Source organism: Hydrogenophaga electricum (assembly GCF_030160815.1).
Lineage (GTDB): Bacteria > Pseudomonadota > Gammaproteobacteria > Burkholderiales > Burkholderiaceae_C > Hydrogenophaga > Hydrogenophaga electricum.
In genome coordinates, this window is the sequence record NZ_BSPB01000094.1 from 1 (window position 1) to 7,326 (window position 7,326).

At 62.3% G+C, this 7,326-nt stretch carries 8 protein-coding genes; 6 read left to right on the forward strand and 2 right to left on the reverse strand.

Annotated elements, in window-relative coordinates; translation table 11 throughout:
* On the reverse strand, positions 1-563 hold a 563-nt coding region (locus tag QQK43_RS22330; protein ID WP_284309517.1), incomplete at its 3' end, for an IS110 family RNA-guided transposase.
* A gap of 244 nt (positions 564-807) precedes the next feature.
* Here QQK43_RS22330 and QQK43_RS23675 point away from each other — a divergent pair.
* From QQK43_RS23675 to QQK43_RS22345, 4 genes are all read left to right on the forward strand, one after another.
* Positions 808-975, forward strand: a complete 168-nt coding sequence (locus tag QQK43_RS23675; RefSeq protein WP_502260862.1) for a DUF3761 domain-containing protein — start codon at positions 808-810, stop codon at positions 973-975.
* Between the two features lie 325 nt (positions 976-1,300).
* A complete protein-coding gene (locus QQK43_RS22335) occupies positions 1,301-1,789 on the forward strand; it encodes a hypothetical protein (RefSeq protein ID WP_284309518.1) in 489 nt (162 codons plus the stop codon).
* Between the two features lie 48 nt (positions 1,790-1,837).
* A complete protein-coding gene (locus QQK43_RS23505) occupies positions 1,838-2,137 on the forward strand; it encodes a hypothetical protein (RefSeq protein ID WP_370465338.1) in 300 nt (99 codons plus the stop codon).
* A 183-nt stretch (positions 2,138-2,320) separates the two neighbouring features.
* On the forward strand, positions 2,321-3,127 hold the full coding sequence (locus QQK43_RS22345) for a hypothetical protein (RefSeq protein ID WP_284309519.1): 807 nt from the start codon (positions 2,321-2,323) through the stop codon (positions 3,125-3,127).
* A gap of 151 nt (positions 3,128-3,278) precedes the next feature.
* On the opposite strand, the gene QQK43_RS22350 is transcribed toward QQK43_RS22345, so the two are convergent.
* Positions 3,279-5,675, reverse strand: coding sequence for a YgiQ family radical SAM protein (locus QQK43_RS22350; protein ID WP_284309520.1), 2,397 nt, complete (start codon positions 5,673-5,675; stop codon positions 3,279-3,281).
* A gap of 195 nt (positions 5,676-5,870) precedes the next feature.
* Between QQK43_RS22350 and QQK43_RS22355 the strand changes: the two genes are divergently transcribed.
* Both QQK43_RS22355 and QQK43_RS22360 read left to right on the forward strand, forming a co-directional pair.
* Positions 5,871-6,776: a LysR family transcriptional regulator gene (locus tag QQK43_RS22355; RefSeq protein ID WP_284309521.1), complete on the forward strand. Its 906-nt coding sequence runs from the start codon at positions 5,871-5,873 to the stop codon at positions 6,774-6,776.
* Between the two features lie 103 nt (positions 6,777-6,879).
* Positions 6,880-7,326, forward strand: a 447-nt coding sequence (locus tag QQK43_RS22360) for a ring-opening amidohydrolase (RefSeq protein ID WP_284309522.1), incomplete at its 3' end; no start/stop codon positions are given.

The following is a 7,326-nucleotide window of genomic DNA, read 5'->3' on the forward strand; positions in this document are numbered from 1 at the left end:
CTGACTTCACTGAGCAGATCGCCGATGACAGTGTTGGCCCAGCCGGGCAGATCCTCCAGGCGTGCCAAGGCCTCGCGGCGCACGACGGCCGCCTTCAGGGGCAGCACGATACCCAGCTCCGAGAGCAGGCCCCGGATGCGGTTGAGCGTGGGGGTGCGCTGCTCCACGAAACCCTGGCGGGCGCGGTGTACGAGAAGTTGGCCTTGCTGGTCGAGCGACTTGACGGGAACGAAGCGCATGTTGGGCCGGGTGACGGCTTCGCAGATGGCGGCGGCGTCGGCCGCGTCGTTCTTGCCGCGTTTGCCCGAGAGGCGGTCGGGGATGACGAACTTGGGCGCCATCAGGCGCACGGTGTGGCCGAACTTGGCAAACTCGCGCGCCCAGTGGTGCGCGCCGGAGCAGGCCTCCATGCCGATGAGGCAGGGCGGCAGCGAGGCGATGAGTTCGAGCAGCTTGCCGCGAGGGACATTGGGGCGCACCAGAGCGGGCTTGCCTGCTTCGTCCACGCCGTGAATGGCAAAGACGTTCTTTGCCAGATCGATGCCAACGGATACGATTGCCATGGACTTCCCCTTCCAACAAACGAGTGAGTTGATGAGAGTTCGCACTTCCCATCGTGGCACCTGGATGCCGTACCCCGCAAATGCGCGGATCACCCGGGACGGGGAAGTCCCTTTCATTCGTTAGGATTTTCATAAAGACAACTGCGAACGGTCGCCTTCCCCTACCTATTTGACAGCCGAGCCAAGCGTATAGCGCTGGAGTGCTGAAGTGTTTTGCCAATAACCTTTACGTCTGAAAGTAAGAATGAGAACTCTCTCCATTGCCACTTTAATAGCCCTTAGCACACTCTTCTCTGGTTGTGGTGGCGGAGGAGATGGCAGTGATGACTCTGTTACCTGCAATGATGGATGGGTATCCCACTCCAAAGACAAACAGGGAGCTTGTTCATCGCATGGAGGCGTAAAGCAGTAGTTGCCGAAGCCTCTTTACGTTTATTGAATATACCAGTGTTTATCGGCCAAACCGGGCGCCGGTCTTCAGGGAGTCGCCCACAATGCTGAATCACTCAAGCCTTCGTTTTCGGGCATGCTCATGCTTGGCTACACTGGCCTAAACTGTCACCCGCCCGTAAACCCAAGCGAGGTTGCATTCATGCTGGAATCAAGCGTCTGTAAAATTTTTCAGGCCAAGGCTGGCAAAGTCCCCGCCTCTTCGCGCACCAGCCTAACTAACGGTTCAACGCGGGAAAAAATGCTTCGCATTTTTGCCGGTTAACCTGGGCGTTGGGCATAAAACCATGAACACTGATGACGTATTCAAGTTATTTGGCGAAGCTTCTTGCTGGGCAAGTATATTGGAGGAACAACTCTGCAACATATGCATGTTGAATGAGAGAGTCGTCAATCAACACAAGTACACCCCAGAAAATGCTAAACAGACAGTGAAGAAATTTTCTAAGCTAACAACAGGTCAGCCACTTGCAAAAATCAAGAAGACGCTTGGAAAAGATTTTGAATCCAAAGTTGATGAAATATTCCAGCCCGCTCTAGAAAAGATAAATCTGTTGATACATGATTTCTTCATAGAATATCGTGACATTCCTACAGATATCGAACGAATCCCACTCGCAATAAGTGAGCCAAATGAAATCAAGGCCGCAATCTTTCCTGCTGCCGACTTCGCCACAAAAACCTGCAGTACGCTGACTGAACTGTTCCAATCAAGGTGCAATAATGCTGCCCAACCCATCGCTCCAGGGGACTCGCCGCAAGCGGCTCACCCCTGAGCTCAAACTACAAGGGCGTCCCCCCGAAAGTCAAACACCGATCCAGCCGTGATGCATCGCCAAGCGATGGATCACGGAATGCGTTCTGACGGTGTTCGATTTCCAACCTCAGCGCTCAGCCCTGAATGCTCATCGAGCAAGGGATGCGGACAGCGAAACTACAAGCGGTCATTGATGCTGCTTCTCTTTTACGATGTGGCGATGGCTTCAGGCCGACAACCTGAAGCCATCGCCACTGTTGAGCACGAGGGCGGCTTTGAGCGGCAAGACGATGACCAGCTTAGAAAGCAGGCCGGGGATACGGTTGAGCGTGGCGGCGCGGGCTCGCCCGACTTATCCACGGCATGAACGGCAAAGGCGCTCTTTGCCAGATCGATGCCAACGGATACGATTGCCATTGACTTCCCCTTCCAACAAGCGAGTGAGTTGATGAGAGTTCGCACTTCCCAACGTCGCACCTGGATGCCGTACCCCGCAATTGCGCGGATCACTCAGGACGGGGAAGTCCCTTTTATTCGTTAGGAGCCAAGAGTGTCTGCCGAGGACAAGCCAACAATCTTAGACCTAAACTATGATCGAACCGGAGCGCCCTTCGTTGAACTGGTCGAGTCGATCGAGTCCGAAAATCTCAAAGCAGTTGCAGTTGAGCACGCGCGCGAAGTAGAGATCCTCCATGAGGGGTTGAATTGCCTCTACGCGATGGCGAGTGAGTTTGCATGGCTATTTAATGCTCCTCACATCGCCTACCTCAACAAAGCGAACACCATACTTTTTTCCACGCTTCACAAAAATCTCGTTGCGCTCTACACCAGCCTTAAGCTAACCCGCATGGGTCTGTATGGTCCTGCTCGATCCATATTGCGACATGCATACGAGGCTCTTCTAGTTGCGAAGTACTGCTCCCTTAGCCATGACGTACAGATCTATGAAAAGTGGAAGGGAGGCGATGTCGTGTACCTCACGAACGGTGTTCTCAAGAAGATTAAAAAGCCAGGCATAGAAGCCTTCCAAGACTTCTGGAGTCTCATGTCCAATTACTCGCATGCAACCATCTATGCCCAGCAAGTGGAGATGAACATTAAATCCGTACCCGATGAGGTGCCGCTAAACCTTGTATACCTGCGCATCTTGCTGGACTGTCAATACCACTTGCTGAGCAGCCACCTGATCACACCTTCAATGCAGTACTACACAAAGCGCTATCGTCGCGACCCCGACCCGCTCCCCGCGCAGAGGTCCAAGATGCGGAGACTGCTTGCTGAGTCACGAAAGGATCTACTGGACCTGCCCAAGGAAATCATCCGCAACTATCGCGCCACATGGGCACTCGTCGAGTAGTTCGCCTTGGCTCCTAACCCAGCCTATGTGGACTCCCCCTCAATGGCAAGAGCCTGACCGATTTTGGGGGCCGTTGGGTAAAGCACCTGAGTCGTATATCCGGCATCTGGAGTGGACTCTGTTGGCCCTCAGCAGCCCAAAGCCACCCGGCTTACCGCCCTTTAACCCCGGCCCGCGGCGGCAGCCCAGTATGCTGGGTCAGGATGCGCCCTTTGACCGGGGCCTTGCTGCCGCCGGCTTTCACCCCTGAAGTGCCGCCCTTCCCCGCGCCACCCGTCTTCACCACCGCCGCCGCGCGTTCGCTGGCCTTGGCGCCACCGGCGCCCGGCGTGCTGTTTTTGCGCCTTGCACTCTGGTAGCCGCCATCGGTCACCGGCTGGAAGGTCGGGATCAGGTGGTGTTTGCCGTTGCCGATCAGGTCGGCGCGGCCCATGGCCTTGAGCGCTTCGCGCAGCAGCGGCCAGTTGTTGGGGTCGTGGTACCGCAGGAAAGCCTTGTGCAGGCGGCGGCGTTTCTCGCCGCGCACGATGTCGACCGTTTCGCCGCGTCCACCCGGCCCGTTGTCGCGGTGCACGCCCTTGAGCGGGTTCAGGCCCGAGTGGTACATGGCCGTGGCGGTGGCCATGGGGCTGGGGTAGAAGGTCTGCACCTGGTCGGCGCGGAAGCCGTTTTTCTTCAGCCAGACGGCGAGGTTCATCATGTCCTCGTCGCGCGTGCCAGGGTGAGCGGCGATGAAGTACGGGATGAGGAACTGTTTCTTGCCCGCCTCTTCGCTGTACTTCTCGAACATGGTCTTGAAGCGGTCGTAGGTGCCGATGCCGGGCTTCATCATCTTCGACAGCGGGCCACTCTCGGTGTGTTCAGGCGCGATCTTGAGGTAGCCGCCCACGTGGTGCTGCACCAGTTCCTTGACGTATTCGGGGCTCTGCACCGCCAGGTCGTAGCGCAGGCCGGAGCCGATCAGGATCTTCTTGATGCCCTTGAGGGCCCGCGCCCGGCGGTAGATCTTGATCAGCGGGTCGTGGTTGGTGGTGAGGTTCTGGCAGATGCCCGGGTAGACGCAGCTGGGCTTGCGGCAGGCGGCTTCGATGGCGGGGCTGCGGCAGCCCAGGCGGTACATGTTGGCCGTGGGGCCGCCCAGGTCGGAAATGACGCCGGTGAAGCCTTCGACCTTGTCGCGGATGTCTTCGACCTCCTTGATGATCGAGTCTTCCGAGCGGCTCTGGATGATGCGGCCTTCGTGTTCGGTGATCGAGCAGAAGGTGCAGCCGCCGAAGCAGCCACGCATGATGTTCACGCTGAAGCGGATCATTTCCCAGGCCGGGATCTTGGTCGCGCCGTCGTGGCGGCCGTGTTCGTCGGCGTAGGCGGGGTGCGGGCCGCGCGCATACGGCAGGTCGAACACGTAGTCCATCTCGGCCGTGGTCAGCGGGATCGGCGGCGGGTTGATCCACACATCGCGCGCCGTGGTGCCTTCGCCGTGCGCCTGCACCAGCGCGCGGGCGTTGCCGGGGTTGGCTTCCACGTGCAGCACGCGGTTGGCGTGGGCGTAGAGCACGGCGTCGCTTTTGACCTGCTCGTAGCTGGGCAGGCGGATGACGGTGCGGTCGCGCGGCAGCTTGGCCACGCCGCCCGCACCCTGCGGGCGGTGGATGGTGATGGGTTTGACCTGCACGACCTGCGCAGAGGCCGCCGGGGCCGCGGCGCCTTCTTCCTTGGAACAGCTCTGGCCTTGCGCCTGGGCCTGTTCGCTGGTGGTCTGGTAGGGGTTGATGTGGTCTTCGACGTGGCCGGGCGTGTCGACCTCGGTCGAATCCAGCTCGATCCAGCCTTCGGCCGTCGGATCGCCCGCGCGGCGGATGAAGGCGGTGCCGCGCACGTCGGTGATGCTCTCGACCGGCTCCTTGCGCGCCAGCCGGTGCGCCACCTCGACCAGCGCGCGTTCGGCGTTGCCGTACAGCAGCAGGTCGCACTTGGCGTCGACCACGATGGAGCGGCGCACCTTGTCGCTCCAGTAGTCGTAGTGGGCGATGCGGCGCAGGCTGCCTTCAATGCCGCCGAGCACGATGGGCACGTCCTTGTAGGCCTCGCGGCAGCGCTGGCTGTAGACGATGGCGGCGCGGTCGGGCCGCTTGCCGCCCACGTCGCCCGGCGTGTAGGCATCGTCGCTGCGGATCTTCCGGTCGGCGGTGTACCGGTTGATCATGGAATCCATGTTGCCCGCGGTCACGCCCCAGAACAGGTTGGGCTTGCCCAGCGCCTTGAAGGGCTCGGCGCTCTGCCAGTCGGGCTGGGCGATGATGCCGACGCGAAAGCCCTGCGCTTCCAGCACGCGGCCGATCACGGCCATGCCGAAGCTGGGGTGGTCGACATAGGCGTCGCCCGTCACCAGCACGATGTCGCACGAATCCCAGCCGAGCTGCTCCATTTCCGCCCGGCTCATGGGCAGGAACGGGGCCGTGCCGAAGCGCTTGGCCCAGTACGGGCGGTAGCTGGTCAGCGGTTTGGCGTTGCGCGCAAAAAAGGAAACGTCGATGGGCGCGTTCATGGACGCTTTCTTCGGAGGTGGGGCGAGGGCTGGCGGGCGGAAAGACCTGCGAGTGTAGGTTTTTCAGGCCAACCTGCGCCAGCGAAGGGGCTCCCGGCCGCCGTTCGGGCGCGTGGCCGGCACGCGGATGCCGCTGCCGGGCAACACCCGGGCGGGCCGGCGTGATTGAATAGAGGGCTGTCTGCCCCGGCCGCCATGCTGCACCCTCCCCGCGCCTATCTCTACCTCGACGCCGTCGCCCGCGCCGGCTCCATCCGCAAGGCGGCCGAAAAGCTGCATGTGGCATCCACCGCGCTCAACCGCATGATCCTGGAGCTGGAGGAACAGGCGGGCACGCCGCTGTTCGAGCGCCTGCCCCGCGGCGTGCGCCCCACAGCGGCGGGCGAGGTGCTGATCCACGCCGTGCGGCGCTCGCTGGCCGACCTGCGTTCGGCCGAATCGCACATCGAGCAGTTGCGCGGGCTGGTGCGCGGCACGGTGCGTGTGGGTTGCGCCGAATCGGTCGCCACCGACCTGATTCCCAGCGCCGTCGTGCAGTACCAGGCCCAGCACCCGGGGGTGCAGTTCCAGGTGGTGTCGGGCGTGACCCACCACCTGGTCGGCCTGCTGGGGCAGGACGAGGTGGAACTGGTGCTGGTGCACGACCCGGCGCCCAGCGACGACCTGCGTGTCATCAGCCGGCTGCACCAGCCGCTGTGCGCCATGGTGCGGCCGGACCACCCGCTGGCCGGGCGCGAAAGCCTGCGCCTGGCCGAATGCCAGCAGTACCCGGTGGCGCTGGGCGACCGCTCCTTCGGCAGCCGGCGCCTGCTCGACGCGGTGATGGACCGCTCGCGCCTGTCGATGCGGCCGCTGATCGAAGCCAGCACGGTGCAACTGCTCAAGGAGTTCACGCGCCAGACCGGTGCCATCAGCTTCCAGTTCCAGATCGGCACGTTGCAGGAAGTGCGCCGCGGCGAGCTGGTGTCGATCCCGCTGACCGATTCGGCCCTGGGCCGCAGCGAACTGGTGCTGGCGGTGCGCGACAGCCGCCGCCTGCCCATTGCCGTGCTGTCGTTCATCGAACTGCTGGTCAGCCGCCTGGCCGAACTCACCCCCTGAACCCGGCGGGCCATCCGGGCCCGCACCAGTGCACATATTTTTCTCTCACCCCGAGAGAAACATTGAGCTTCCAGGCAGCAGTCGGATTCCAGATACTGGACCCATGAACCGCGCCGACGCCGCTTTTTCCCCCCGCATGCTGCAGGTCTTGCGCCTGTCCATGGCCCATCCCGGCGACCTGTCGGCGCTGGCCGCCCTGCTCGATGCGGGCCGGGTGCGGGCCGAAGACGTGGTCGCCGTGATCGGCAAGACCGAGGGCAACGGCGGCGTGAACGACTTCACCCGCGGCTACTTCACCCAGAGCCTGATGCACCTGCTGGGCCAGCACCTGGGGCGCGCCCCGGCCGATCTGGTGCGCGAGCTGCCCTGCATCCTCTCCGGTGGCACCGAAGGCGTGCTCTCGCCCCACTACAGCGTGTTCGTGCGCGGCCCGGCCCCGGCCGATGCCCCCGCCGGCCCGGCCCTGGCCATCGGCCGCGCCTTCAGCCCGGTGACGCCGGCAGCCGATATCGGCCGCTGGGCCCAGGTGCGTGCCGTGGCCGACGCGGTG